Genomic DNA, 24,131 nt, shown 5'->3' with positions numbered 1-24,131 from the left:
TCCATCATCTGCGCGGGAGGATACGCAGCGTGAACCCTTTGACTCGGCTTCTTGGTGGAGCGTGCTTCAGTGCACTGGCAGTATCTGTTGTGGTGCCGTCGGCGATGGCCGACGTGGCTCCGGAAACCACGCCAGGCGCAACGATCTACACGATTGAGAATTTCCGTCAGTATGCGCCACGTACAGCGCTGGAAATGGTGAATCGAATTCCGGGCTTCTCAATTCAGGGAGACAATGACGGTTCGCGGGGATTTGGGCAGGCCAGCGGCAACGTCCTGATCAATCATCAGCGTGTGTCTGGCAAATCGAATGGCGCAACGGATTCGCTGGACCGGATCGCTGCGACGAGCGTGGTGCGTATCGAACTTGTCGACGCGTCTGCATTTGAGATCCCTGGCCTGTCCGGTCAGGTCGTGAACGTCGTTACCAGTGGGGACACGGGAATATCCGGCACGTGGCGATGGAGCGCCCGGTTCCGGGATAATCTTCCACCATACTACAATGATCTCAATCTCACCCTGTCAGGTGGGGGCGGTGACCTCAGCTGGACCTTCGAAGCTGAGAGCAGTCCGGAAAGAGGGGCTTCCAACGGACCGGAATTCGTCACTGATGGGCAGGGAAGCCTGATCGAGCGACGGGAAGAAGACTTCACGTACATCGCAGAGATCATGTCCGTGGCAGGATCGATCGGATGGACGCCGCCCTCGGGTGCAATCGCAAACCTGAATGCGAAGGCTCAGGTCTTTCAGCCAGACTACAAGGAAGCCGGAAAACTGTTCCGCACTCAAGGCGTGGAAGGTCGGCGTCTCTATACTGGTGCAGAAGATGAAGTGTTCGTGGAAGTCGGTGGAGATTACGAATTCGGTCTCGGGCCGGGCCGACTGAAAGCGATTGGTCTGGTGCGCCGGGAAGACAGCCCGATTATTGATCGCGTTCTGGTCGGCAATCTTGATGGCGGCAGGGCTTCAGAAGACGTGTTCCGAAAGGATATCCAAGAAGGAGAGTATATTCTCAGAACGGAGTATGCGCTGGGTGCCGGGTCTGGAGCAGATTGGCAGATCGCCCTGGAGGGTGCGTTCAACTATCTGGAGCAGGACTCATCCTTGTTCGTGTCACAAGATGGTGGGCCGCTGGAGCGACAGGAATTGCCGCGAGCGAACTCCCGTGTCGAAGAACAGCGCGGAGAAATATCGATCACGCATGGCCGTCCTTTGGCGAGGGGGCTGACAGGGCAAGTCTCGCTGGGCGCGGAGATGTCGGAACTCTCTCAATCAGGTGACGCTTCCAATGTCAGGACATTCACGCGGCCCAAAGGATTCGCCAGCCTTACCTGGCAGGCCAGGCCCACTCTCCGTCTCGTCTCGCGTCTCGAAAGAGAAGTCGGGCAGCTCGATTTCTATGATTTTGTGTCTTCGGTGAATCTCAACTCTGGCAATGGACAGACAGGAAACCCGGAGATTGTGCCGGATCAGAAATGGAAACTCAGTGTTAAGACCGAAAAGAACTTTGGCGCGTGGGGCGCCGGGACGATCGAGGTATTTTACGAAGATATCGAGGATATCGTGGACCGCGTTCCGATTGGTTCAGGTGATGGGCCAGGCAATCTCGACTCGGCCTGGCAGGTCGGAGCGGAGTGGGATGCCACATTGAAGCTCGCGCCCATCGGATTGTCTGGCGCAGAGCTGACCTATGAGGGCAACTATTATGACTCCGAGTTGACCGATCCGTTGACCGGAGAACTCCGCCCTATCAATGACAGTTCGAAATACTGGATGATGCTTCAACTACGTCATGATGTGCCGGCGACCGACTGGGCGTGGTCGGTCGGGTTCGAGCGTTGGGAGCGGAATCCATACTATCGTCTTGCGGAGACTGGTCAGGAAGGCGCACGCCCAGGATTTGCGTTTGCCTATATTGAGCACAAGGATCTCTGGGGCATGACTGGTCAGGCCATGATCGGCAATATTGCAAACCAGAATGATACGTTCCGCCGCCAGATCTACGGCACTAACCGTCTCGGAAATGTTGTGCGAATAGAGGACCGTGCCCGCGATTTCGGGCCGATCATGACCTTCACGCTGGAAGGAATTTTCTAGGCATCGATTGGGGGAAGGGGAGGCTTGATCCGTCCGATCCGGCGCACTTCCCAGCGGAGGTTCACTCCTTGCGTGGCCAATACTTGCGCGCGGACGAGTTCGCCCAATGCTTCCAGGTCTGCCGCTGTGGCGTCGCCCCTATTGATGAGGAAGTTGCAATGTTTGGGAGAGACTTGTGCACCGCCCACTTTCAAGCCCCGACAGCCGGCAGCGTCGATAAGTTTCCAGGCTGACCTCTGGTCTGGTGTGCCGGGAGGGTCAGGATTGGCGAAGGTAGAGCCCGACGTCTTTTCCTTTATCGGCTGTGTATCCGCGCGGCGGTTCTGAAGCGATTCAATCTCGGCAAGGATCTTTTCCGGATTACCTGAGCCAGACCCTTCCAGCGTCAGCTTGGTGACGATCAGATCATTGGGCAAGTCTGTATGGCGATAGGAGAAGCTGGCCTCTGGCAGATTGCCGGGACGCCCTGGCCCCCGATAGGCGACATGCGTACCGTCCCTCAGATAGCCCTCTAGTCCAACCAGGACATCCCGCAACTCCTGACCATAGCAGCCTGCATTGGTTCGGGTTGCCCCGCCCAGAGATCCTGGAATGCCTGAAAGAAATTCTAGGCCCGTTATGCCTGCACGCGCCGCGGCTTTGGCCACGGAAACGTCTAGTGCGCCCGGTCGCGCAGTCAGAAATCCGTCTTCGCTCGCTTCGACGCTGCCCCAGTATTTACCCATCAGACGCACCACGACACCGGCGATCCCGCCATCGCGGACGATGACATTCGAGCCGACGCCGAGAACCGTAACGGGTATTGCCGGGTCAAGCGTTTTCAGAAAGCCAGCAAGGTCCGTCTCGTCTTCTGGCAGGAACAGCCAATCTGCCGAGCCGCCGACGCGGAACCAGGTGTAGGGCGCGAGGCTTGCATCCTTGATCAGCTTGCCGCGAACAGGGGGAAGGGTTGTCATCATATCGAACTAGGCGTTCGGGCACTTCCAGTCATGTGTCAAGTTGTGAGGATGGTCTGGCCTAGCGTTCAGGCAAGCCATCCTGATCCAGTTCGTCTGAGATCTCATCGGCGGCTTCGGAAACTTCATTCGCGAATTCGGAGGTTTCTTCCGGAAGGTCGTCGATTGTCGCATCCATGCGCGCGCCAGCACCTTCAAAAGATCCTTCCTGGTAATAGAACCAGCCGAGCACGATCAGAAAGGCAACGCAGATAAAGGCGAGGATGGCGGTGAGCGTACGGCCCATGATGAGACTCCTTGTGGGTGTTCATCAGGGTGAACGCAGCGTTTACCACGAAGTTCCGATTCAGCGCCTCATCCGGTCTGTTTCACGAGTCTCAAAAGGTCATCCACACAGTCTGAAATCGGTCGTCCAGCCGTATCGACTGTTCCTGAAGATAGGGAATTTGGCTCCCAGGTACGCTTACGGCGGTCTTGAGGCATGACCGGCAGCAGACCGTCTATGCCTGTCTCGCGCGTGCGCAACCTCTGGGCGGCTTCGTCTTCATTCGTACACACAACTTCGATCTCGATGATCTGCGTGCCAGTCTCCTCAGCGATGGCTCTCCAACCCGTGCGTGCTGGTTCCACCGCATTCACAGCGTCAGCGATGACATCTTTGCCTTTCAGAAGGTGATGCCGGGCAAGGTCATAGCCAATCTGGTAGCCTTGCGTGCCTACATCAAACGTGTCGCCATTGGCATTGCGCAAATCCTGTTCGAATACATCAATTCTGAGCAGGATCGCGCCTGTGTGGTCACTCATTTTTTGCGCCAGCGTGGACTTTCCCGATCCTGGCAGACCCGACAGCATGATGAGCCGGGCCAGGAGATCAAACCTTCTGGCCGATCAGGGCGCCGTGGCAATGCTTGTACTTCTTGCCGGAGCCACAGGGGCAGGGAGCGTTACGGGGCGTGTTGGCCCAGCTTTCTTCTGCCTGGTGAAGGGCGGGTCCGGGCGGCGGTGTGTCGTCTTCAGACATCTCGTTTTCGCCCGTATCCGGATCAAGATGGGTTTCGCGCATCTGCGGCGGAGGTGCCGCGGGCTGCGGGGCAGGGCGTTGCTGTTGTTGTTCGGCCGGGGCCTGAACGCGAATATGCATCAGCGAGCGTGTAACCGTTACGCGAAGTTCGTTCAGCAGATTGTAGAACAGGTTGAAGGCTTCTTCCTTGAACTCGTTCAACGGATCGCGCTGGCCATAGGACCGCAGGTGGATAACGGAACGGAGCTGGTCGATCATTTGCAAATGTTCGCGCCAGCGCATGTCCAGGACCTGAAGCAGGATCTGCTTCTCAATCCGTTGCATCTGCTCAAGGCCAACTTGCTGGGTGATGGCCTCGTAGACCTTGTTCACGCCATTGTGGATGCGCTCGGCGATTTCCTGGTTGGCGACGCCCTCTTCGCTGGCCCAATCTTTCACGGGCATATCGATTGCGAAATCCTGTCGCAGGGCTTCGGCAAGGCCGTCCATATCCCACTGTTCCGCATACGCGCGTTCTGGCATGGTGCGGGTCACAAGGTTGTTGATCACGTCTTCGCGCATGTCGAGAATGGTGTCGGACACGTTCTCGGCGCGCATGAAGTCCATGCGCTGCTCGAAAATGGCCTTCCGCTGATCATTGATCACGTCATCATATTTGAGGACGTTTTTTCGGATCTCGAAATTGCGCTGTTCGATTTTCTTCTGCGACGTTTCCATCGCCTTGTTCATCCACGGATGCGTAATGCCTTCATCTTCCTTGATGCCAAGGCGACGCATCACATTGTCCATGCGCTCAGCCGCGAAGATGCGCATAAGGTCATCTTCAATGGAGATGTAGAATTTCGACTTACCCGGATCACCCTGACGCCCTGTCCGGCCGCGCAGCTGGTTATCGATCCGACGGCTTTCATGGCGCTCCGTGCCAAGAACATAAAGGCCACCAGCGTCCAGCGCCTGCTTCTTCTTGACCTCGATGTCCGCCTTGATCTGGCTGGTCAGCAGGGAGAGTTCGCTTTCCGTCAGCTCACGGCCGAGCTTGGCTTCCTGTTCGGCCTTCTCCTGTTCAAGCCGCATTTCGAAATTGCCGCCCAGCTGGATGTCGGTTCCGCGGCCGGCCATGTTGGTTGCCACAGTGATCGCGCCCGGCACACCGGCATTCGCAACAATTTGAGCTTCCTGCTCGTGGTGGCGTGCGTTCAGAACCTTGTGAGGTATCTTCGCTGCCGTCAGCAAATTGGAGAGAACTTCGGATTTCTCGATGGATGCCGTGCCTAGCAGAACCGGCTGGCCCTTCGCATGACATTCACGCACATCAGTGACAATCTCGGCATATTTCGCCTTAGCCGTCCTGTACACGACGTCGTCTTCGTCGATCCGCTGGATCGGCTTGTTGGTCGGCAGGTCCACAACGCCCAGATTGTAGATATCAGCAAATTCGTCGGCCTCGGTTAGTGCTGTGCCGGTCATGCCGGCCAGCTTTTTGTAGAGGCGGAAATAGTTCTGGAAGGTGATCGACGCGAGAGTCTGGTTCTCTGGCTTGATGTCTACCTGCTCCTTCGCTTCGATGGCCTGGTGCAGGCCTTCGGACAGGCGGCGCCCCTCCATCATGCGACCGGTAAATTCGTCGATCAGCATCACCTGACCATCCTTGACGATGTAATCCTTGTCGCGGGTGTAAAGCTTGTGAGCGCGCAGGGCCTGATTGGCGTGATGGACGATGGAAATATTCGCTGGCTCCCACAAAGAGCCTTCAAGCGTTCCGTTTTCTGTCAGCCATCCTTCCAGCTTTTCGGTGCCGGTTTCGGTGTAGGTGACCGAGCGCTGTTTCTCGTCGAGTTCGTAGTCTTCATCGGTCAGGCGCGGCATCATCGCGTCAAGCGTCATGTAGAGCTCAGACCGGTCATCGGTCGGGCCGGAGATAATCAACGGCGTACGCGCTTCATCGATCAGGATGGAGTCGACCTCATCGACGATGGCGAAGTGGTGCTCGCGCTGGGCCATCTGGTCCAGCGAGTATTTCATGTTGTCGCGCAGATAATCGAAACCGAACTCATTGTTCGTGCCGTAGGTGATGTCTGCGGCGTAGGCCTGGCGGCGTTCCTCGTCAGAGATGCCGTGCACGATGATGCCGGTCGTCATGCCAAGGAAGCCATAAACCTGGCTCATCCACTCAGCGTCTCGTTTGGCCAGATAGTCGTTGACCGTGATGACGTGAACGCCCTTGCCTTCAAGCGCGTTCAGGTAAACTGCCAGAGTTGCCACCAGCGTCTTGCCTTCACCCGTACGCATCTCGGCGATGTTTCCGGAGTGCAACACCATGCCGCCCATCAACTGCACGTCGAAATGGCGCATGCCCAGCGCGCGGCGGGCACCTTCGCGGACTACGGCAAAGGCTTCTTCCAAGAGGCTGTCGAGAGTTGCGCCGTCGGCCAGGCGTTTGCGAAATTCTTCTGTCTTGCCCTTCAGCGCCTCGTCGGACAGGGCCTCCATCATCGGCTCAAGGGCGTTGATCCGGTTGACGCGCGCGCGAAGCGGCTTCAGCTTGCGATCATTAACTGAACCGAAAATCTTGCGGGCAACAGAAAGCATATCAGGCAGCACCAATTGATCTGGGCGACAAAACTCTAATCCTGACAGCGGAACCGACAGAATTTTTGTGGGTTCTCCCACCGCACTCTCGCTGGCTGAAACCCCTCGACCAGCGTTCGGGTCAGACTTAAGAACGCCGCATTGGGGTGTCAATGCAGCGCCCTCAGCCTAGAGGAGACTTTACAGTGCTGCTTCTGAAGCCCTTTTCCCGGATTCATTCCATACTTTTCGTGTCGCTGGTCCTGTCTGCAACGGTGGCGTGCAATCGCCCCGTCGAGGAAGAGCCTGTCCTGCAAGTCGAAGCGGCGACTGCAGTCACAGTAAACGGCGATCCAATTTACGTCAGCGACATTGAGCTTGAGGCAGTCGCCCGCGGCCTGATTTCCCCCGGTGAGGAATTCGGCCCCGGCGACGACAATTATGATCTGGTTCTGGATCAGTTGGTCGATCAGAAATTGATGGCGCAGGAAGCGTTGGGGCGGGGGCTCGACAAGGGCGCCGCCGCAGAGCGCCGCCTTGAAGTTGCGCGCGAGCGCATTCTCGGAAACCTGCTGGTCGAGAGCCTGGTTGCCTCCGAGGTGACGGAAGACAGCATCGAGTCCATGTACAAGGAGCAGGTCGCACTGCAGCAGGAAGACGATGAGGTCTCCATCGCGCACATTCTGGTCGAAACAGAAGAAGATGCACGGCGCCTGTACGACGAAATTCAGAATGGAGCGACATTCGAAAGTCTCGTCGTGTCGGATTCCGTGGATTCGACGACCCGGATGGAAAACGGCGATCTCGGCTATGTCTCTCCGAACAACATGGCCGACCCGTTCCCGGTCGTAATTGCCAATACGGGTGTGGGAGAGGTGTCAGAGCCGTTTCTCTCAGCCGATGGCTGGCACATCCTGAAAGTGAAGGATCGCCGAACCAGCCCACCCAAGACGCGCGCCGAGATGCGTCCGGAAATCGTGACCTTCCTGACACTCAACCAGGTCAGCAAGATCCTGCGTCGATTGCGCACCGAGGCGAAGATCGAAAAAGGCGAAAAATCGCCACATATCGTTCCGGATTCCGGACTTTCGCTTGAAAGCGAAGGCGATCTGCTGAAAGAGCAGCCCGCATCTGAAGCACAAGGACGTGAGCTTTGAAACTGATCCCATCCCCCTTCGCCCCGGCGCATTTTCCTGACTTGCCTATCGTTCACGGCGTGCGCGCAGCCACCGGCTCGCGAGGCTTTTACGCAGCGCGTGGTCTGACACGGGATGATGTTTTCCTGTTCGCCTTCGACGAAGGAACGAGTTGCGCGGGCGTTTATACGGTTTCTAATACGGCTTCGGCCGATGTGCTTTGGTGCCGGGAGGCGCTGAAAAGCGGTGCGGGCACTGCGAGCGCGCTTGTGGTGAACTCCGGCAACTCCAACGCCTTCACCGGCCCGAAGGGTGTCCTGAAGAACGACGCTACACTCAAGGCCATGGGTGACGCATTGGGGGTTGCGAAGGAAACCTGCTTCATCGCTGCGACGGGCGTCATCGGTGAGCCTCTGGCAGATCCAAATTATGTCGGCTCTATTGTGCCCGAATTGGCAGCGCGCCTTGCCGCGCCGGACTGGGAAGCTGCTGCCCGAGCCTTCATGACCACCGATACGTTCCCGAAAGGCGCAGGTCGGTCGTTCGATCTCGACGGAACTCAGATCAATATCGCTGGTATCGCCAAGGGATCGGGCATGATCGCGCCGAATATGGCAACGATGTTGTCATACGTTTTCACTGACGCTGCCATCGCCCCGGCGCTGCTGCAGGAATTGCTGGAGGACATTACTGACGAGACCTTCAACAGCATCACCGTGGATGGCGACACATCAACATCCGATACTCTGATGGTCTTCGCGACCGGTGCCTGCGGCATGTCACCCATCACGTCGTCCGACGATCCCCGGTTCGAAGTGCTGGCGGACGCCCTGCATGCGGTCTGTCTTGAACTAGCCCATCTGATCGTCAAGGACGGGGAAGGGGCCAGCAAGTTTGTCACGATCACCGTGAAAGGTGCCGTCTCGAGTCAGTCCGCCAAGATCATGGCGTGCGAAATTGCAAACTCGCCTCTGATCAAGACGGCAATGGCGGCAGGCGACGCCAACTGGGGGCGCGTCGTCATGGCCGTCGGCAAGTCGCTTGAGCCGATCCGGATGGACGAACTCTCGATCTGGTTTGATGATGTGCTCGTCGCTCAGAATGGCTCGCGTGCCCCGGATTATTCAGAGGCTGCTGCCAGCGCTGTGTTTGCAAAGCCGGAGTTTACAATCACCGTCGATGCGGGCGTGGGCGACCAGTCACATACCGTCTGGACCTGCGACCTCACCCACGGCTATGTCGACATCAATGGGGCCTACCGCACATGACGCGCCGAACGGTGCTGGTGGTTGCTGCCGCGCTTTATGACGCAAAGGGCCGTATCCTGTTGGCCCAGCGCCCTGAAGGGAAATCAATGGCGGGCCTGTGGGAATTTCCCGGCGGCAAGATTGAACAGGGTGAAACGCCTGAGCAGGCATTGGTCAGGGAACTTCACGAAGAGCTTTCGATAAAAGTGGAGGAATCCTCACTGAGACCTGTCACTTTTGCCAGTCATGCTTATTCTGATTTTCACCTTTTGATGCCACTTTTCGCAACGGAGAGTTGGGACGGCGAATTGGTGCCGCGAGAAGGTCAGTCTCTGGCCTGGGTCAAATCATCGGACCTTCATCTCTATCCGGCGCCTGCGGCAGACATTCCTTTGTTTGACGCGCTCTCGGGTAAGACAGTCACTCGGAGCAAGTAACATGGCCACGAAAAAGACAATCGTTCGGTTTCTGACGGATGAGTCCGGCGCGACAGCTGTGGAGTATGGTCTTTTGGTTGGTTTGATTGCTGTAGCGATCATGGGCGGTCTGGTTGCAGTTACGGCCTCAATAAATTCGACGTTCGAAACGGTCGAGAGCGAGATGGCTTGACCCCACACAGGTGAAAAGTCAGCGCGAGCCAGCTTTTTTAACTGCGTCCGCAAGACTGACCTTCGCACTTCCCGGCTTTAGTGGTTTTGGTTGTGAGTCCGCCGGACTCCAACCAGACATGTGAACAATTTCGAACGTCGCTCTGACCCTTCCGTCAGGATCGCTGAACCGGTCTTGGTAGATTTCCATTGCTCGCATAAGCACCCGCCGCGACAGAGGCCGGGTTGTTCCGGTCATAAACGCGGCGCGTTCTCCCATGCCCTTCAAATCGGTCAGCAAGGTTAGCGGCGAACCATAGCGAACCGTAACGGGATCGCGGTCCACGACGGGCAAGGTGAAACCCGCTCTTTGCATCAGGCTCGCCATATCCCGCAGGCCGGGCAGGGGAGACAGTCGCGCAGCTACGCCACCTGTCAATTCGGTCTCGGCTTCCATCAGGCTGGTGCGCAGCTCGCTGAGTGTACCCGCTCCAAACAGGGCTCCTAGAAACAATCCGTCCGGTTTGAGCGCCTTGCGGATCTGCACGAGCGTACCGGGCAGATCATTCACCCAATGAAGCGACAGCGCGGACACGATCAGATCCAGGCTTGCGGGGGCAAACGGGAGGCGTTCTTCGTCGATCTCTCGCGCCGTCACACCACCCGCCGCCATGCGCTCCACCATGCAGCGCGACAAGTCTCCGGCCTCGATGGTGCCGACTTGACCGCTATCCTGCAGCACCTGCGCCAGTTGGCCAGTGTGTGCGCCGAGATCGAAGGCGCGGTCGAAGGTATGTGATGTATCAGCGAGGCGTTCGGCAATATCGCTCGACACACGGGCTTTCAGAAAGTCATAGTTTCCGAAATCGCTTGCAGCCCGGTCGCGATTGCGCGCCAGACGGGCACGATCGAACAGGCGGGGCGGACTGGCAGTTGGGGAAACCGGGGAAGACATGGGCAGCGATATGGACCAGCCAACCCGTATGGCAAAGGGGGCATTGCGCGGCGTCGCTGAGTTTCTGTGGCCGCAGCGTTCCTTGGTCAGCGGTCAACGAGGTGTCGGTAAGGGGCCGCTGACGGCGTCCGAGTTCGCCGCGATCGGCTTTCTGTCTGACCCCGTTTGCAACACTTGTGGACGTCCGATGGAGCTGGACCTAGGGCCGGAAGCGCAATGCGCGGCCTGTATCGCGCGTCCCCCACGCTGGGACCGGGCGCGCGCTGCGCTTATCTATGATGCCGCCAGCCGCCGTATTGTGCTGGACCTCAAACGCTCTGGTCGCCGGGACGGATTGCGCACCATGACCGGCTGGATGCAGCGGGCCGGTGCAAATCTAATTGCGGAAGCGGATATGATCATACCGGTTCCGTTGCACTATACGCGCCTAGTCAGTCGGGGCTTTAATCAATCCGCCTGGCTGGGACAAGGAATCGCGCGGGAGGCGGGGCTACCTTGCCGTGTCGATCTGCTCAAACGCAAACGGAGGACGCCTACGCAGGGAAATCTGAGCGCGAAGGCCCGCCACCGGAATGTGGCGGGTGCGTTCAGTATCTCTCCTCGCGCGGCAACTTTGATCGACGGCAAACGCCTCTTGCTGGTTGATGATGTTCTGACGACGGGCGCGACCCTTTCCGCATGCACACGTGCCCTGAAACGTGCCGGAGCGCGACAAGTCGACGTGCTGGTGCTTGCGCGCGTTGTGCGGGAAACGGATGTCACCATATAAATCGGGAAGAAACCCTGTCAGGAGCCCCCTTATGGCTGAAGTCACGATCTATACGCGCCAATTCTGCCCTTACTGCACGCGCGCTGTTTCCCTGCTCAAATCCAAAAATGTCGAGTTCAACGAGATTGATGCCGGCATGGACGCACAAAAGAAGGCTGAAATGGTCGAGCGCTCGGGTGGCGGTCGCACATTCCCGCAAATCTTCATCGCAGATCAGCATATCGGTGGCTGTGATGACATGATGGCGCTTGAGCGGTCCGGCAAGCTGGACCCATTGCTTCAGGCCTGACGCGAACGACCATGATCCGATACGCCCTGATCTGTTCTGATTGCGAGCACGATTTCGAAGCGTGGTTTGCGTCCTCATCTGCATTTGATGACCAGTCCCAGCGCGGGCTCGTCAGCTGCACGATGTGTGGTGGATCAAATGTCGCGAAACAGATCATGGCTCCTTCGGTGCGTACATCGGAAACGCGCAGGACCAGTTCGGGTGAGGCCGCCCTCGCACGCGAGTTCATCGAGAAGGCACGCGATCACGTCGCCAACAATTTTGATTATGTTGGCGATAGTTTCGCAGATGAGGCCCGGTCCATGTATTACGGCGAGACCGATAGTCGCCCTATCTGGGGTGAAACCACGGCGGAAGAATCCCAGGCTCTGCGTGAGGAGGGCGTGCCCGCCGCGCCGCTTCCGGCGGCCTTGGCACCGCGGCCACCCAAGTCTGACAAGCAATTGAACTGAACTGGAGCGCTTTGACGCGCTTGACCCTGCTGCGCCCTCATATATTACGCAGGACACAAGGTTTTTGACGGGGAGTGCCCTAATGGCTGCCAATGAATATCATCGCGGTGACATGGATATCAGCGTCCAGAAGGCGACTTGGGATGGCTTCATGGTGGGCAGCATCTGGGGCAGCCTCCTGATCATCATGACGGTCGGCTATGCCACGCTTGCTGTTGCCATCGGAATGAACTGGATGGTGTCCTTGGCTCTTATGGCCATCGTTGGCGTCGTTGCCGGTCTTGTCATGAACCTCGGCGGCCGCTGGATGGCGACGGTCGTGCTGATGGTGATACTGGCCGTGATCGTCCAGCTCTTCATCATGCTGTTCGGCGTTTTTCTCTAGATAAATCAGCTCGTAAGCGTCGCGGGCGCCCGGCAGTCCGAGCAGGTTTCGACAGCCGGGTCCGCATCAAGTCGCTTTAGCGAAATTGGACTGTTGCATCCTGTGCAGATGCCATAATGGCCCGCATCCATGCGGTCGAGCGCGGATTCAATCCGCGCGAGCTGTTCGGCGTATTTTTCCAGGGCTGTCGGCTTGCGGCCGAGCGGGTCCTGACCTGCACTGTGAGTCAGGTGATCCGGCACGGGAGGGGGAGGTACCGTCTTCATCTGACGCGATGCTGCGACTCCTTTAAGGGCTTGGCAAGGCAAATCGGACATTTGAAAGTATTGCTTATCGACAATCGAGACGCCCAGAGCCGCTAACTCCACGAGGACGCCCGAACCTTGCCTGCATCCCCGCTGATCATGACTGCCGTCACCAAACGGTTTGGCCAATTCACGGCCGTCGACAATCTGTCGCTGGACGTTCCCGAAGGGCAAATCATCGGATTCCTTGGACCCAACGGCGCAGGCAAGTCTACAAGCCTCCGCATGGGACTGGGCATCATGGAGCCCGATTCCGGCTCGGTTGAGCTGTTCGGCCGCGCGCCGAATGTGCAGTCATTGCGCCGTGTCGGCTTCCTTCCGGAGGAGCGCGGCCTCTACAAGAAGATGACCGCGCGCGACACAATCAGCCACTTTGCGCGATTGAAGGGCCTGTCGGCATCTGATGCGCGCGCCCGGGCCGATGAGCTACTGGAGGCAACCGAGCTCGGTGAGTTCAGCCGGTCGCGTATTTCCAAACTGTCCAAGGGCATGGCGCAGAAGGTGCAGATCCTGTCGACGCTGGCGCACCGTCCTGATTTTCTGATCCTGGATGAGCCATTTTCCGGGCTGGACCCGGTGAATCAACAAGCGCTGGAAAATCTCATTCGCGCCGAGCATGACCGTGGGGCGACGATCCTTTTCTCCACACATGTGATGGAGCATGCCGAGCGTCTGTGCGACCGGATTGTGATGATGGCGCGTGGTCGCAAGGTGTTGGATGGTACGCTGAAGGAGGCATTTGCCTCGTTGGGGCAGGGCGCCCGCATTTCTGTCGAGCATGGATTTGATCTGGCCGCAGCGCTGTCGCCAAAAGGGTTTGAGGCCATTCGCACGGCGGATGTCGGTCACGGCGAGACGTGGCGAATTGAGTTGCCACCCGGCCGGGAGGCGCAGGATGCCTTGCGCGCTGCGCTGGAGGCGGGCGCACCCATCACAGGGTTTGCACCTGAAGAGGCGCGATTGCGGGACGTGTTCGTCTCGCTGGTGGGCGAGGCTGATGCGGCCGCGCTCGAAGCGTCACTCGCTGAAGATGGGGTCGCCTGATGCGCAACATATTGCTGATCTTCCGCCGCGATTATCTTGGCTATGTGAAGGCTTGGGGCTTCTGGCTCAGCCTGGCCGCCGTGCCAATGTTCATGATCATAGGCGCCGCGCTCGCCGCCTTCGCTGCGCAGTCTTCTCCTGTTCGCTATTTCGCTGTGATCGAGCCGGGCAGCGTCTATGCCGAAGCGATTGAGGCTGAGTTCCGAGAGCGGGAAATTGCTGAAATTGAGCGAACCAGTGAAATCGCGGAACAATTGGATCTGCCTGTCTTGTCTGAAGTGGATGTCGCTTCGGTGGGGGAGGGTGGGGCAAGTCCGACGGACCGGAAATTCGTTCAGGTCCCGCCTCCGGCTGATTCCATCGACGGATTGCGACCATACCTGCTGGGTCAGAAACTTGTTTCCGGTCCGCTTGGAGAAAAGCCGCTCTTTGCCGCCTTCATTCTGACAGAAGATGGCGGCGAGCTGGAATATTGGAGCGATGATGTGAATGTCGACCAGCTTCGCTATCTCGCCCGAAATGCGATGCTGGACCTCGCCCGCAAGGATGCGCTCTCCGAGGCCGGGTTGGGCGAAGACTTTTTGGAGCGCGTCGATGAAGCCGCCTTTGACGTCCCCGCCCGGCGTATCCGAACTGTAGAGGAGCAGGATACGGCAGGCTCGGAAGTCACGATGGCGGACCGCGCGCCGATGTTCGTCGCTGGCGGGCTTGCCTACTTTCTCTGGCTGATGGTGTTCTCGATCATTCAGTACCTGCTGATGGGCACGATCGAGGAACGGTCAAACAAGATTTTCGACACGCTGCTGACCTCGGTGAAGCTGCCGGAATTGCTGGCGGGCAAGCTGCTGGCCGTGTTCGCGGTGACCACCACGATGATGCTGTCCTGGGGGGTGTTCGCCTTCTCAGGGGCAACGATTGTCTCGACCCAGATCCCCGGTGTCGGCAATGCGATTGCGCCCTTCATCGCGGCGCTCGCAAACCCGGCCATTATTGTGCCCGGTCTGATCAGCTTCATTCTCGGCTATATCATGTACGGCATGATCTTCATGGCGCTCGGCTCGCTCTGCGACACGATCCAGGAAGCGCAAACGCTGCTCAGCCCGATGATGATCCTGCTCATGCTGCCCATGTTCGCGATCTTCATCGCCTTTCAGGATCCCGGCTCGCCATTGATCGATATCGCCTCATGGATCCCGTTCTTCACGCCCTTCCTGTTGATCCTGCGCATGCCGCATGATCCGCCGCTTTGGGAAGTGCTGGCCCAGATGGGCCTGATGGCCGGGTTCGCCCTGCTCATCCTGTGGCTGTCCACCAAGGTCTACCGCGCGGGCGCCGTCCACGGCGCCGGCATCGGCGACATGGGCGGCATGCTGAAACGGATGATTGGCGTGAAAGGGAAGGCGGCCTGATTCAGCCCCAATAGAAAAAGCCCCGCCAGCGCGAACTGGCAGGGCTTTTATTTAACCGGTTATCCGGAAGCCGGGTCTATACCAGACCTTCGCGCTGGGCGCGCTTGCGAGCCAGTTTGCGGGCGCGGCGAACCGCTTCAGCGCGCTGACGGGCTTTCTTCTCGGATGGCTTTTCGAAGTACTGACGGGCCTTCATTTCCCGGAACATGCCTTCGCGCTGCATCTTTTTCTTCAGTGCGCGCAGAGCCTGCTCGACATTGTTATCGCGGACGACGATCTGTACGATTGTTCTTCTCCATTCGTTGGGGGCGTCGCCCCGATGCATTTCGGTTGAGGCCTACAGACCTCGGAAGCGGCGCCTATATCACGGGTCCGGCCCATTGGCCAAGCCCTTAAAGCCATGAGGTTCAGTTATGTCATCATCGCCGTCAGAAACACTACGGTTCCGCTGGCTGGATGCCCTGTTGCCCGATGTGCCGTTTGATGGCTGGACGGACGCCGCCGCCGAGGCTGCGGCTCAGCGTGCCGGCCTCAGCGAGGGCAAGCAGGCGTTGGCCGCGCCAAATGGCATCTCAGACCTGATTGACGCCTTTTTCGAGCGAGCAGGGCAGGCGGCGCGCGCAACGCTGGCGGCGGAGGATCATTCGGCCCTGAACACGCCGGGCCGGGTCAAGGCCGGGGTGAAGGCGTGGCTTGCCGCGCTGGAGCCAGACCGCGAAGCCGTAAGGCGGGCCGCGGTGCGTGGCCTGTTGCCGTGGGGCGCATTGCCAGCGGCGCAGCGTACCTGGCGCGTGGCAGATATGGTCTGGGAAGAGGCTGGCGACACGGCAGAAGACTATAATCGCTATTCCAAGCGGGGCCTTTTGGCTGCCGTGATTCCGCCCATCGTAATGTACTGGCTGGATCAGCCATTGGACGAGGATCTCGACGCCTACATTGATCGCCGCCTGAAACTTGCTTCGGGCATTGGCCGGAATATCGGTCGTTTCGCCAAGCCATTGCTTGACGCATTGCCCGTCTCGCGGCCCAATAGGTCCAGAAACGCGTAGCTGAGATGGCAGTGAAGGATGAGATGTCGGACAGAGGCTGAACAAACGCCCCAGGGGGCTGGGGGGGCTGATGGGTCCGGGGTGTCTGCTGAACACCTCCGCCCGACAATTAGAAGATGATTGTCGTCGGGGGCGGACGCAAGGCGGAAACATGGCAAATCTGCCTAAATCGGGCGGGATTTCCATTAAATTGCGTTTAGGCGAGCTTACCGGCCACCTTTTCGCGTCACAGGAGAAACCAGAAAGGGAAAAATGGCAGAAAATACCCACCGGATTTCACCGCCGGAACCGCGAATCGCTTTCCACAAGACAGAGCTTCAACCGATTCTCGATGTCTATGGCCGTCTCGTCATGGCGGGGGAAGCAAGAGACTATGCGATCGGAATGCACAAGGATGTCGCGATCTTTGCCATTTTCAGGCGACACGCGGAAAATCCCACATGGCGCATCGAGAAACAGCCCCATCTGGCCAATATGCAGGGCCAATATGTCGTCTACGGACAGGCCGGACAGGTTCTGCGGCGAGGGCGTGAATTGGCGCAGGTGCTGAAAGTGTTCGACCGTAGCCGCTTTCGCGTCATCGATTGAATTCGACCGAATACGTTAATGCGCTGTTAACTAAAAATTTCTTGCGGAACGTTGTGGAACATTATAGGAACATGCTCATTGGAACGGAGCATGAACATGGGTATCGACGTAAGGTTTCGGGGACGGTCAGGCAAAGCCTGGGATTTCAAACGGGTTCCCCTGGATGCGCCTTGGGCGCGCACGGCGGGCGTGGCAATCTTCGCAGCGCCCGACACATATGGATGGCGCATCATCCGCACGATTGAGCTGTCCGGTAAGCCGAATGACGTTCAGCCGATCTGGGCATTGGCCGATGCCGAGCGCTATGGCGCGCGGGCGGTATTCCTGGCGACGGAGTTTGATGCCAGAACGCGCCGCGTAATGGTCGATGATATTGAGGCCGGCTTCAGCCCGGTCTGCATGTCGGATCGCAGCCGGGCCGAAGACGCGCCAATCGCAGCTTGATCTATTCTTCCTGACTCTGCTGGCGCAGGGCGGCCTGAGCCTCGGCCGTCTCTGCAAGCCGGGTCAGCTGCACAAACTCTGCGCGATACCCGAATTCGTCAGGGCCCTTGGCGCCATTCGCCAGGTTCCGGATACTCTCCCAGCCGAACCCGGTGCCGAGGGCCTCGCCACCTTTCAGCATTTCACCATAGCCCGCGACGGCCGTGGCAAAGCGCGCCCATTGCGGGGCGTCGTCGACACTATCTACACGATCCGAGCCAGTGACCGCGCGCTCCAGCAGGGTAGAAGAGTCCTCACCCGGCGCCTTGTAGCGCAGTTTAACATAGGCGTACTCACCGGACGGCTCAGCCTTGCTCGTATCATTGTCGCCGTAGCGGAGCGGATCGATCTGGGTCGCGTCGGAGCCGACCGGCGTGATCTCATAGATCGCCGTCACACTGGTGCCTGCGCCGATATCGCCAGCATCTACCTTGTCATTGTTGAAGTCCTCGCGGTCCAGCAGGCGCGTTTCATATCCGATCAGGCGATATTCGGCGACGCGGGCGGGATTGAACTCGACCTGGATTTTCACGTCATCCGCAATCGGAAAGATGTTTCCGGACAGATCGTCGGCCAGAACTTTCCGGGCTTCGCTCAATGTATCGATGTAGGCTGCCGTGCCGTTGCCGGTCTGGGCAATCTTCTGCATCATTGCATCATTGTAGTTGCCGCGTCCGAAACCGAGCACAGACAGGTAGATGCCCGTCTCGCGCTTGCGGGAGACGAAATCTTCCAGCTGTTCCGGGTCGGAAATGCCGACATTGAAATCGCCATCGGTCAGCAGCATCACCCGGTTGACCGCATCTTCCTTCAGGCCCTGTTCGGCGAGGGAATAAGCAAGGCGCAGCCCTTCGCCGCCAGCAGTTGATCCGCCTGCGCGCAATTCTTCCAGCGCCGCCACGATCTTGCGTTTTTCGCTAACTTGTGTTGGCGCTAGGATCTCACCGGCCGCGCCCGCATATACCACGATCGCAATTGTGTCGGTTGGCTCCATCTCTTCCAGCATCAGCTTGATGGCCTGCTTTGCCAGGGGCAGCTTGTCGTCAGAGAACATGGACCCGGACACATCCATCAGGAGCGTCAAATTGATTGGTGGGCGCGCATCGCGGTCAATGTCGCGGCCCTGAATGCCGATCTGCATCAGCTCACGCCCTTCGGCGAAGGGCGAGGGCATGAGGTTCACCTGCGTGGAGAATGGCGCTTCGCCGTCTGCAGGTTGCGGATAGGTGTAGTCGAAATAATTGATCAATTCCTCGATGCGCACCGCGTCTTTTGGGGGCAATACGCCATCTTCAAGAAAGCGGCGAACATTCGCGTAGGATGCGGTGTCGACATCGATTGAAAAGGTCGAAACGGGTTCTTCGCTGACCAGTTTGACAGGGTTCGGATCAACATCATCGTACTTGTCACGGAATTCCGGCTCTGGCTGCACCATGATCGGAGAAGGTGCACCCGCCATTTTGGCAAAGCCCACCGGCGCTTCCATCGCGGCCACAGCAGGGGGAGGGGGCGGCGGCGGAGGCGGTGGGGGCGCCACAGTGTCCTCGGCCATGTCTTGTGACGTACAAGCCGCCAATACAGCGATTGCGGCCACTCCGGCCAGAATTTTTCCGCGCATTTGCATGATTGTCCCTCCTCATTGCGTCCTGCTGATGACAGAATGGTAAGCCGGTCATGGCGTCAATAAGGCGAAGCCCGGATACTTTGAGGCAACGGGTCTAATGGTCGGCGTTCAGTTTTGCGATGTACCAGCGTTCGACATCATCTTCGAGCAGGGCAAGCGGGCGTGGGCCGCCGCTCAGCACCACGTCATGGAATTCGCGCAGGCTGAAATCATCACCCAGCACCATCTGTGACCGGGTGCGCAAGTCCAGCATCCGTTTCGCGCCGACCCAATAGGCTGCGGCCTGGCCGGGCCAAACAGCGTAACGGTCGACCTCGTGTGCCATCGCTTCCCGGGACTGTCCGGTTGTCTCGGCCAGATAGACAATCGCATCCTCGCGTGACCAGTGATAGCGGTGCATTCCGGTATCCGCCACCAGCCGGGCCGCGCGAAACAACATGGCTTGCAGGAAGCCAATCCGTCCAAGCGGATCGTCTGCATACAGGCCCATATCCTGAGACAGAATTTCTCCGTAGACGGCCCAGCCTTCGCCATAGGCCACATTCCATACCATCTGTCGGATCAGGGGCAGGTTGGCGGATTCCGCCGTCAGCGCACTTTCCAGGTGATGCCCCGGAATGGTTTCATGGAAGACCAGAGTCGGCAGCATGAAGTCTGGCCAGTCGCTGATGTTGGACAGGTTAATCTCAAACTGCGCAGGCGCAGAGCCATTCGCCGGAGCCGCGCTGTAATAGGCAGACGGCGCGGACGCTTCGAGAAATTCCGGCACCGCGCGAATGGTCACGCCCGTTCCCGGCATGGCGGGCATGACATTCGCCATGATTGTTTCGGCCCTGCGCATATGATCCCGCATCCTTGCGAGCAGCGCCTCGCGGCCTTCCGGCGTGTCTTCGTAGAGCTGACCTTCCTGTTGGGCCAGCAGTTCCAGCCGGTCTGCCAATGTGCCCTCGACCAACTCCTGCGCCTCAAGCGCCGCCATCAGTTCGTCCGTCAACCGCTCTACTTCAAGCAGCCCTTGGGCGTGCAACGCTTCAGGCGTGATGCCTTCATCCGTGTAGGCGGCAAGCGCGGTATCATAATAGGCGTCGCCGTCTGGCAATCGCCAGATGCCGGGCTCCTCCGGCGCGTCTGCCTTCAGCGTTTCAAGCGCTTCGGCAAACTCCGCATAAGCGGGCAGCACGTCCTCCCGCATCAGCGTTTCAACCTGCTGCGCCAGTTCCGTTTCGTCCTCAAGGCTCAGATCGTCCGGCCCGGCCACCAGATTGTTGAACGTGGTGACAAGCAAATGTGTCTCGGCGGGGCCGGCCCCAATCGTTTCTGCAAGGGTCTGCATCCGGTCCAGCACAAAAACGGGCGGCACGATTCCGGCCCGGGCGTCTGCCTGCAGGCGGCGGCGTTCATCCTGCAATGCACCGGGCAATTGGGACAGGCGAGTGACGTAATCGCGGGCATCCTGCGCCGTGTTGAATGGGTGTGCCCCGGTCAGCAGGTCTGGCACATCGATATAGGCACCGCGCATATGGTCTGCGACATAGGGAAAGGCCTGGCCCAGCCCCGTCTGGCCGTGCCCCGATACGAACAGCGACTCTGCCGTGCGGTAGGCCTGGGTTACGGTGATCAGGTGTCGAGATTGGGTACCGCCCTCGGCCGGTCGGGGGGCGGCGAGCAGGGCCTCCAGCGTTTCCAGCCGCTTGACCCGCATCCGCTCATAGGCCGCCTGAGAACGATCCGTGAGATAGGCATTGAAGCGGTATCCGGTCGAGGATTCGGTGAGGCCGAGTCGTGTCGCCAGTTCAGGATCATCGGCCAACTCGTTTCGGGCGATGGACGTGAGCAACTCATCCACTTCGCGGGCGATCCTGCGCGGCGTGCCGGAATCGTCGACGGCAGGCGCGCAGGCCGTCAGGAAGGCAGCGATTGCAACGCCACCAAGTGCAGTGCGTGCAACAGTTCGGATCGTCAGCGCAAATGGGAAAAACATTCGAGAAACATGACCTTTTTCTGACTGTAGTTCGCCCTGATTCGGGTGTTGTGACACAAGCCTATTTCCGGTAACGATCCGTCAACAATTTCGGGAGTCTCCAACGTGAACACAACACCTGCAAACCCGCCAGTCGGCGGTCAGCCAAGCCTCACCGGTAATGTCATGTTCTACAAGCAGCCTCAGCCGCTGTCTGCTGAAGCGCATGCGGGCCTGGGCGTCAAACAAATCGATCAGCCTTTCGCCTTCCTGCGGGAATCCCACGCTGTTCCGGTCACCGTATCGGAATTTGGCCGTGCCGCCAGCTTCTTTCCACTGATCTTTGTCGGCGATGACCGTACTCCTGTCGCTGTGATGGGCATTCGTCAGGGCCAGAATTTGTTCGTTGATGACAAGGGCTTCGTTGCTGACGACCATTACGTTCCGGCATTCGTGCGCCGTTACCCGTTCGTGTTCGCGGCTGATGAAGGCTCTGACCGCCTGATCCTGTGTGTCGACCGCTCCGCGCCGATGGTGACCAACCAGCCGGAAGTGCCGTTCTTCGAAAATGGCCAGCCAAGCAAGTTCACGAATGACGCGATTGAATTCTGTAAGGAATTCGAGCGCCAGCGTCAGGCCACCGCGGAATTCGGCAAGATCCTGGGTGATCTTGACCTGTTCGAGCAGAAAACCGTTTCCTTCCAGCCGCGCGACGCGCAGGGCAACGAAATGGGCGCTCAACAGAAAATCGCCGATTACTGGGCCGTTTCCGAGGAAAAACTGAACGCGCTGCCAGCCGAGAAATTCATCGAGCTGCGTGACAATGGCGCGCTCGGTGCGATCTACGCCCACCTGATCTCGCTGATGAACTGGCAGAACGTGATCCAGCGCGCTGTCCGCATCCAGTCTGCTGCTCAGGCTCAGCCGGCTGCTGCGCCGGTGAACTAAGGCCTGTCAGGCATGCAATTCGAACGGCGGTTCCGCTTGGGCGGGACCGCCTTTTTTGTTGGCGCTTAACGGCTCACCACGTGATCACGATTCGGCGAGGCCCTTCATCCCGCGGCGAATAGCGGGCATATGGGCGAGCTTGTAATCAACTTGCCTCAAGGTTTCCGCATGCTTCGAGCGTTCTTCCTGTCTTTTGTCGCCCTGTTCATGGCGTATGTGCCAAGCGCCAATGCGCAGGCTGTGGATGGTGGCCGCGCCCTGGTCGAACTGATCGCAGAGCGGGAAAGCGTCGAGCCGGGCGATACGCTCTATGTCGCGTTGAAAATGGATCTTGATGAGGGCTGGCACGTCTATTGGCGCAATGCGGGCGATGCCGGCCTGCCGCCGCTCGTCGACGTGCTGGATGGCAGCTCGATTTCAGATGAACATCTTGGCGACTTTGTCTGGCCCATTCCACACCTGCTTCCAGTGGTGGAGGGGGAGATCATGGATTATGGCTATGATGCCCGCCTGGTCCTGCCATTTCCCCTGACCGTTCCGGCCGACGCCGAGGGCAGCGTCCAGCTCAACCTTCTGGCCGATTATCTGATTTGCGAGGAAATCTGTATTCCGGAGACGGCAGAAGTCAGTCTCACTCTGCCAGTGGGCGGCAGTGATCCGCATGTCGAACATGGCACCCTGATTGGCGAATGGGTGGCCAAGGCTCCGCGTGACTTCGACGGGGAGGCCCGCATCCACACCGCGAGCGCGCCGTGGAAACTCAGCCTGAAAACGGATGGCGGATTTGAAGAGAATGCCGACATCCGATTCTATCCGTTTGCGCATGAAATCAGCCACCCCGCCGACCAACCGCTCAGCTTTGGCAGAGACGGCGCAACGCTCAGCCTGACGCCAGCGGATGCCAGCCTCGATGGAACGCTTGATGGCATCATCGTGGTAGAGACCAAGGACGGCGAGCGCACCGGCTACACGATTTCTGCGGAGCAGGGGGAGGTGTTCGAGAATACGGCCGGAATTGCCGCGCGGCCTGCATATTCAGGTGGCGGAAAAAGCCTGATCGGTCTGGCCCTTGCGGCGGTGCTCGGTGGATTGATCCTCAATCTGATGCCGTGTGTGTTGCCGGTCCTGTCGATCAAGGCAATGGGCATGGTCCATGCCGTCTCTTCGGGCCATCAGAGTGAAGTGCGCAGTCATGGCCTCTGGTACACAGCAGGCGTGTTGCTGTCGTTCGCAGCACTCGCCGCGGCGATCATCGCCATCCGGGAGGCAACCGGTACGGCCAATCTGGGCTTCCAGCTGCAGAACGGCCCGACCGTGGCCGTCCTGACCCTGATCATGTTCGTGATCGGGCTCTGGTTGCTCGGAATGTTCGAGCTCGGCACGTCCATTCAGAATACGGGCAACAGCCTGGCCTCGCGCAGCGGCTCCATGGGTGCATTCTTTACCGGCGTTCTGGCGGCCATTGTTGGCGCGCCCTGCATCGGGCCGTTCCTCGGCGCAGCGCTGGGTGCAGTGCTGGACCGGCCGGCGCTGTCGGTGATGGTCGTCTTTCTGGCAATGGGCTTCGGCCTGGCGCTGCCATACCTGGTGCTCAGCTTCGTGCCGGGCCTGTCGCGCCTGTTGCCAAAGCCTGGCCGCTGGATGGAGACGCTGAAACAATTCTTCGCCTTCCCGATGTTCCTGACGGCGGCAGCGCTGCTCTGGACCCTCGGCGCGGTGTCCGGCCCGGCTGCTGTGGCCTGGACCGTGGCGGGCGGTACATTGATCGCATTCGGAATATGGCTTGCAAAGCGCGGCAGCGGGGCGGTTGCGAAATCCCTCGCGGCCCTCGCCGTGGTCGGCGGCATGGTCTATCCTGCACTGACCGCGAACTCCTCCACCGCAGCGGGGCAGGGCAACGCGCAATATGCCGAGAAGTACGAGACCGAGGACTGGAGCCCGGAGCGCATCGCAGAGCTCACCGCAGAGGGCCGGCCGATCTTCGTGGACTTCACCGCCACCTGGTGCGCCACTTGCCAGCTGAACAAGGCAACCACGCTGAAATCAAAGCCGGTGCAGGAGGCCTTCGCCGCCAATGACGTGGCCTTCCTCGTGGCGGATTTCACCCGCAAGGACCCGGTCATCGCCGAGGAGCTGAAGCGTCGCCAGCGCGCAGGCGTGCCGATGTACCTCTGGTATCCGGCAGGTGCGACAGAGCCGGAAATCCTGCCGGAGATCCTGTCTCAAAAGCTTGTGATTGGACTTGTGACCGCGGAGTGAT

The 24,131-nt window shown here is 59.1% G+C and carries 25 protein-coding genes; 16 read left to right on the top strand and 9 right to left on the bottom strand.

All coding sequences use genetic code 11. The features are described from left to right. Nucleotides 1-29 precede the first annotated feature (29 nt). Nucleotides 30-2,096 (top strand): TonB-dependent receptor plug domain-containing protein, encoded by a 2,067-nt coding sequence (locus HY36_RS01555; protein WP_155841616.1) that lies wholly within the window; start codon nt 30-32, stop codon nt 2,094-2,096. On the opposite strand, the gene murB is transcribed toward HY36_RS01555, so the two are convergent. From murB to secA, 4 genes are all read right to left on the bottom strand, one after another. Then, a complete protein-coding gene (murB, locus tag HY36_RS01550) occupies nt 2,093-3,052 on the bottom strand; it encodes a UDP-N-acetylmuramate dehydrogenase (RefSeq protein WP_035548219.1) in 960 nt (319 codons plus the stop codon). The two genes, HY36_RS01555 and murB, sit on opposite strands and share 4 nt — an antisense overlap. A 61-nt stretch (nt 3,053-3,113) precedes the next feature. Beyond that, the gene (locus tag HY36_RS01545) at nt 3,114-3,338 is read right to left on the bottom strand and encodes a hypothetical protein (RefSeq protein WP_035547332.1); all 225 of its coding nucleotides are present in this window, start codon (nt 3,336-3,338) and stop codon (nt 3,114-3,116) included. 68 nt (nt 3,339-3,406) lie between these two features. After that, nucleotides 3,407-3,904 carry an AAA family ATPase gene (locus HY36_RS01540; RefSeq protein WP_035547330.1) on the bottom strand — a complete coding sequence of 166 codons (498 nt, stop codon included), beginning with the start codon at nt 3,902-3,904 and terminating at the stop codon, nt 3,407-3,409. A 19-nt stretch (nt 3,905-3,923) separates the two neighbouring features. Next, complete coding sequence (gene secA / locus HY36_RS01535; protein ID WP_035548216.1) at nt 3,924-6,662, bottom strand: preprotein translocase subunit SecA; 2,739 nt, start codon at nt 6,660-6,662, stop codon at nt 3,924-3,926. Nucleotides 6,663-6,847: 185 nt separating this feature from the next. Between secA and HY36_RS01530 the strand changes: the two genes are divergently transcribed. The 4 genes from HY36_RS01530 to HY36_RS18050 are packed head-to-tail and all read left to right on the top strand — an operon-like array spanning nt 6,848 to nt 9,633. Continuing rightward, entirely contained in the window at nt 6,848-7,798 is a 951-nt protein-coding gene (locus tag HY36_RS01530; RefSeq protein ID WP_051602383.1) for a peptidylprolyl isomerase, read from the top strand. Then, nucleotides 7,795-9,045: a bifunctional glutamate N-acetyltransferase/amino-acid acetyltransferase ArgJ gene (argJ, locus tag HY36_RS01525; protein WP_035547327.1), complete on the top strand. Its 1,251-nt coding sequence runs from the start codon at nt 7,795-7,797 to the stop codon at nt 9,043-9,045. Before HY36_RS01530 ends, argJ begins: the two co-directional genes overlap by 4 nt. Then, complete coding sequence (locus HY36_RS01520) at nt 9,042-9,461, top strand: (deoxy)nucleoside triphosphate pyrophosphohydrolase (RefSeq protein ID WP_035547324.1); 420 nt, start codon at nt 9,042-9,044, stop codon at nt 9,459-9,461. The genes argJ and HY36_RS01520 overlap by 4 nt, the downstream gene beginning before the upstream one ends. A gap of 1 nt (nt 9,462) precedes the next feature. Beyond that, nucleotides 9,463-9,633, top strand: a complete 171-nt coding sequence (locus HY36_RS18050) for a Flp family type IVb pilin (RefSeq protein WP_081805972.1) — start codon at nt 9,463-9,465, stop codon at nt 9,631-9,633. Nucleotides 9,634-9,651: 18 nt separating this feature from the next. On the opposite strand, the gene HY36_RS01515 is transcribed toward HY36_RS18050, so the two are convergent. Continuing rightward, nucleotides 9,652-10,566, bottom strand: a complete 915-nt coding sequence (locus HY36_RS01515) for a methyltransferase domain-containing protein (protein ID WP_035547322.1) — start codon at nt 10,564-10,566, stop codon at nt 9,652-9,654. Between HY36_RS01515 and HY36_RS01510 the strand changes: the two genes are divergently transcribed. From HY36_RS01510 to HY36_RS01495, 4 genes are all read left to right on the top strand, one after another. After that, nucleotides 10,565-11,335 (top strand): ComF family protein, encoded by a 771-nt coding sequence (locus HY36_RS01510; RefSeq protein WP_051602382.1) that lies wholly within the window; start codon nt 10,565-10,567, stop codon nt 11,333-11,335. The two genes, HY36_RS01515 and HY36_RS01510, sit on opposite strands and share 2 nt — an antisense overlap. Before the next feature lie 31 nt (nt 11,336-11,366). After that, nucleotides 11,367-11,624, top strand: a complete 258-nt coding sequence (gene grxC, locus HY36_RS01505; protein WP_035547319.1) for a glutaredoxin 3 — start codon at nt 11,367-11,369, stop codon at nt 11,622-11,624. 11 nt (nt 11,625-11,635) lie between these two features. Continuing rightward, a complete protein-coding gene (locus HY36_RS01500) occupies nt 11,636-12,076 on the top strand; it encodes a DUF1178 family protein (RefSeq protein ID WP_035547316.1) in 441 nt (146 codons plus the stop codon). 82 nt (nt 12,077-12,158) lie between these two features. Next, nucleotides 12,159-12,461 carry an aa3-type cytochrome c oxidase subunit IV gene (locus tag HY36_RS01495; protein WP_035547315.1) on the top strand — a complete coding sequence of 101 codons (303 nt, stop codon included), beginning with the start codon at nt 12,159-12,161 and terminating at the stop codon, nt 12,459-12,461. Between the two features lie 5 nt (nt 12,462-12,466). Here HY36_RS01495 and HY36_RS01490 read toward each other — a convergent pair whose 3' ends face one another. Beyond that, nucleotides 12,467-12,727, bottom strand: a complete 261-nt coding sequence (locus HY36_RS01490) for a TraR/DksA family transcriptional regulator (protein WP_155841614.1) — start codon at nt 12,725-12,727, stop codon at nt 12,467-12,469. A 138-nt stretch (nt 12,728-12,865) separates the two neighbouring features. Between HY36_RS01490 and HY36_RS01485 the strand changes: the two genes are divergently transcribed. Together HY36_RS01485 and HY36_RS01480 are read left to right on the top strand one after the other, a co-directional pair. Then, nucleotides 12,866-13,810: an ABC transporter ATP-binding protein gene (locus HY36_RS01485; RefSeq protein WP_035548207.1), complete on the top strand. Its 945-nt coding sequence runs from the start codon at nt 12,866-12,868 to the stop codon at nt 13,808-13,810. Continuing rightward, nucleotides 13,810-15,219 (top strand): ABC transporter permease, encoded by a 1,410-nt coding sequence (locus tag HY36_RS01480; protein ID WP_035547308.1) that lies wholly within the window; start codon nt 13,810-13,812, stop codon nt 15,217-15,219. The genes HY36_RS01485 and HY36_RS01480 overlap by 1 nt, the downstream gene beginning before the upstream one ends. A gap of 76 nt (nt 15,220-15,295) precedes the next feature. On the opposite strand, the gene rpsU is transcribed toward HY36_RS01480, so the two are convergent. Then, on the bottom strand, nt 15,296-15,544 hold the full coding sequence (gene rpsU, locus HY36_RS01475; protein WP_035547306.1) for a 30S ribosomal protein S21: 249 nt from the start codon (nt 15,542-15,544) through the stop codon (nt 15,296-15,298). An 88-nt stretch (nt 15,545-15,632) separates the two neighbouring features. Between rpsU and HY36_RS01470 the strand changes: the two genes are divergently transcribed. The 3 genes from HY36_RS01470 to HY36_RS01460 all read left to right on the top strand — a co-directional run bounded on the left by HY36_RS01470 (nt 15,633) and on the right by HY36_RS01460 (nt 17,300). Further along, nucleotides 15,633-16,268 carry a COQ9 family protein gene (locus HY36_RS01470; RefSeq protein ID WP_051602381.1) on the top strand — a complete coding sequence of 212 codons (636 nt, stop codon included), beginning with the start codon at nt 15,633-15,635 and terminating at the stop codon, nt 16,266-16,268. A 252-nt stretch (nt 16,269-16,520) separates the two neighbouring features. After that, nucleotides 16,521-16,856 carry a DUF2794 domain-containing protein gene (locus tag HY36_RS01465; RefSeq protein WP_035547303.1) on the top strand — a complete coding sequence of 112 codons (336 nt, stop codon included), beginning with the start codon at nt 16,521-16,523 and terminating at the stop codon, nt 16,854-16,856. 96 nt (nt 16,857-16,952) lie between these two features. Next, on the top strand, nt 16,953-17,300 hold the full coding sequence (locus tag HY36_RS01460) for a hypothetical protein (RefSeq protein ID WP_155841610.1): 348 nt from the start codon (nt 16,953-16,955) through the stop codon (nt 17,298-17,300). 1 nt (nt 17,301) lies between these two features. Here HY36_RS01460 and HY36_RS01455 read toward each other — a convergent pair whose 3' ends face one another. Next, a complete protein-coding gene (locus HY36_RS01455) occupies nt 17,302-18,963 on the bottom strand; it encodes a vWA domain-containing protein (protein ID WP_241764115.1) in 1,662 nt (553 codons plus the stop codon). Between the two features lie 94 nt (nt 18,964-19,057). Continuing rightward, on the bottom strand, nt 19,058-20,944 hold the full coding sequence (locus tag HY36_RS01450; RefSeq protein ID WP_035547298.1) for a DUF885 domain-containing protein: 1,887 nt from the start codon (nt 20,942-20,944) through the stop codon (nt 19,058-19,060). 105 nt (nt 20,945-21,049) lie between these two features. On the opposite strand from HY36_RS01450, the gene HY36_RS01445 reads away from it, so the two are divergent. Together HY36_RS01445 and HY36_RS01440 are read left to right on the top strand one after the other, a co-directional pair. Continuing rightward, complete coding sequence (locus tag HY36_RS01445) at nt 21,050-21,871, top strand: SapC family protein (RefSeq protein ID WP_035547295.1); 822 nt, start codon at nt 21,050-21,052, stop codon at nt 21,869-21,871. Nucleotides 21,872-22,000: 129 nt separating this feature from the next. Continuing rightward, nucleotides 22,001-24,130, top strand: coding sequence for a protein-disulfide reductase DsbD family protein (locus tag HY36_RS01440; protein WP_081805971.1), 2,130 nt, complete (start codon nt 22,001-22,003; stop codon nt 24,128-24,130). The last annotated feature ends 1 nt before the right edge of the window (nt 24,131 follow it).

This window comes from Hyphomonas atlantica corrig. (genome assembly GCF_000682715.1).
Classification (GTDB): domain Bacteria; phylum Pseudomonadota; class Alphaproteobacteria; order Caulobacterales; family Hyphomonadaceae; genus Hyphomonas; species Hyphomonas atlantica.
The sequence above is the reverse complement of the archived record's forward strand: the minus strand, read 5'-3'. Positions and strand labels throughout refer to the sequence as shown.

Coding starts and splice junctions, on each gene's coding strand:
- HY36_RS01480 (WP_035547308.1), top strand. CDS start 13,810: ATGCGCAACATATTGCTGATCTTCCGCCGCGATTATCTTGGCTATGTG.
- HY36_RS01520 (WP_035547324.1), top strand. CDS start 9,042: ATGACGCGCCGAACGGTGCTGGTGGTTGCTGCCGCGCTTTATGACGCA.
- secA (WP_035548216.1), bottom strand. CDS start 6,662: ATGCTTTCTGTTGCCCGCAAGATTTTCGGTTCAGTTAATGATCGCAAG.
- HY36_RS01470 (WP_051602381.1), top strand. CDS start 15,633: ATGTCATCATCGCCGTCAGAAACACTACGGTTCCGCTGGCTGGATGCC.
- HY36_RS01450 (WP_035547298.1), bottom strand. CDS start 20,944: ATGTTTTTCCCATTTGCGCTGACGATCCGAACTGTTGCACGCACTGCA.
- HY36_RS01440 (WP_081805971.1), top strand. CDS start 22,001: ATGGGCGAGCTTGTAATCAACTTGCCTCAAGGTTTCCGCATGCTTCGA.
- HY36_RS18050 (WP_081805972.1), top strand. CDS start 9,463: ATGGCCACGAAAAAGACAATCGTTCGGTTTCTGACGGATGAGTCCGGC.
- HY36_RS01490 (WP_155841614.1), bottom strand. CDS start 12,727: ATGAAGACGGTACCTCCCCCTCCCGTGCCGGATCACCTGACTCACAGT.
- grxC (WP_035547319.1), top strand. CDS start 11,367: ATGGCTGAAGTCACGATCTATACGCGCCAATTCTGCCCTTACTGCACG.
- HY36_RS01455 (WP_241764115.1), bottom strand. CDS start 18,963: ATGCAAATGCGCGGAAAAATTCTGGCCGGAGTGGCCGCAATCGCTGTA.
- murB (WP_035548219.1), bottom strand. CDS start 3,052: ATGACAACCCTTCCCCCTGTTCGCGGCAAGCTGATCAAGGATGCAAGC.
- HY36_RS01495 (WP_035547315.1), top strand. CDS start 12,159: ATGGCTGCCAATGAATATCATCGCGGTGACATGGATATCAGCGTCCAG.
- HY36_RS01500 (WP_035547316.1), top strand. CDS start 11,636: ATGATCCGATACGCCCTGATCTGTTCTGATTGCGAGCACGATTTCGAA.
- HY36_RS01460 (WP_155841610.1), top strand. CDS start 16,953: ATGGGTATCGACGTAAGGTTTCGGGGACGGTCAGGCAAAGCCTGGGAT.
- HY36_RS01485 (WP_035548207.1), top strand. CDS start 12,866: ATGACTGCCGTCACCAAACGGTTTGGCCAATTCACGGCCGTCGACAAT.
- HY36_RS01510 (WP_051602382.1), top strand. CDS start 10,565: ATGGGCAGCGATATGGACCAGCCAACCCGTATGGCAAAGGGGGCATTG.
- HY36_RS01545 (WP_035547332.1), bottom strand. CDS start 3,338: ATGGGCCGTACGCTCACCGCCATCCTCGCCTTTATCTGCGTTGCCTTT.
- HY36_RS01515 (WP_035547322.1), bottom strand. CDS start 10,566: ATGTCTTCCCCGGTTTCCCCAACTGCCAGTCCGCCCCGCCTGTTCGAT.
- HY36_RS01540 (WP_035547330.1), bottom strand. CDS start 3,904: ATGCTGTCGGGTCTGCCAGGATCGGGAAAGTCCACGCTGGCGCAAAAA.
- HY36_RS01465 (WP_035547303.1), top strand. CDS start 16,521: ATGGCAGAAAATACCCACCGGATTTCACCGCCGGAACCGCGAATCGCT.
- rpsU (WP_035547306.1), bottom strand. CDS start 15,544: ATGCATCGGGGCGACGCCCCCAACGAATGGAGAAGAACAATCGTACAG.